Raw genomic sequence first — 847 nt, forward strand, 5'->3', positions numbered from 1 at the left:
CGTGACAGTGGCGGTGCAGCAATTGGAGGTTTTTGTAATCATCCTTTCCGCCTAGGCATCTTGGGATGATGTGGTCGATTTCTACTTGGTCTTCAATTGTGAAGTGCTGTCCGCACCATTTGCATTTGCCTTTTTGGTATTGAAGCATTTTGGCTTCTCGGTTCGAGATTTCTGGCGATTTCCCTCTCCTTGTAGCCCAATAAATCCAATTTCCGTCATATGTCGATGCGTTTGGTCTGACCAACGTGTGGTAGACTATGGGAGTCCAGTTGTGCTGTTGGAGTCGTAGACCATCCTTGGTTTGGAAAATCCACTTCTCATTCCTTTCTTTCCCATTACTCAGTATCACTTTTCCCGTTCGGAAGTATTTCCTGAGTGTTTTGTAACTGGCATTACCGCATCGTGATACTACCCATGCCCGTAGTTGTTGCCAGAGTATTTCATCTAGCTTATTGAAAATCTCCGAGGAGACTGCCCCTGAGTAGTATCTTGACCATCCTGTGATGATGGGGTTGAGATGTTTAATCAGGGCGGCTTGAGGTGCTGTTTTGTGTTTCTTAATCACCTCTTTCACCTTTTCAATGTGGGCTTTGATTGCCTTTTTGCTAGGTTTCATGTGGGTTACGAAGCCTAGTAGTTTACTGGCATTTCCCCCACTTTTTCCGGAGACGTGTTTTCCAGCAGGATATTGCCTAATGTTGAACCCCAGGAAATCAAATCCCGGTTGGACTTTTTTACCATTTACCTCGATTTCTCTCAGTGTATGGCATATTCTTGTCTTTTCCGGTTTAAGCTGGAGACCAATAGGTTTTAACCATTCGGAAATAGCAATCTTGCACTGTTCAAT

At 44.3% G+C, this 847-nt stretch carries 1 protein-coding gene; it reads right to left on the reverse strand.

What is annotated here, in order from left to right; translation table 11 throughout:
- Positions 1 to 847 (reverse strand): group II intron maturase-specific domain-containing protein (locus LKE08_RS00200; RefSeq protein ID WP_324702179.1); only part of this gene is annotated, 847 nt, incomplete at both ends.

The organism is Lyngbya sp. CCY1209, assembly GCF_035615495.1.
GTDB lineage: Bacteria > Cyanobacteriota > Cyanobacteriia > Cyanobacteriales > Microcoleaceae > Limnospira.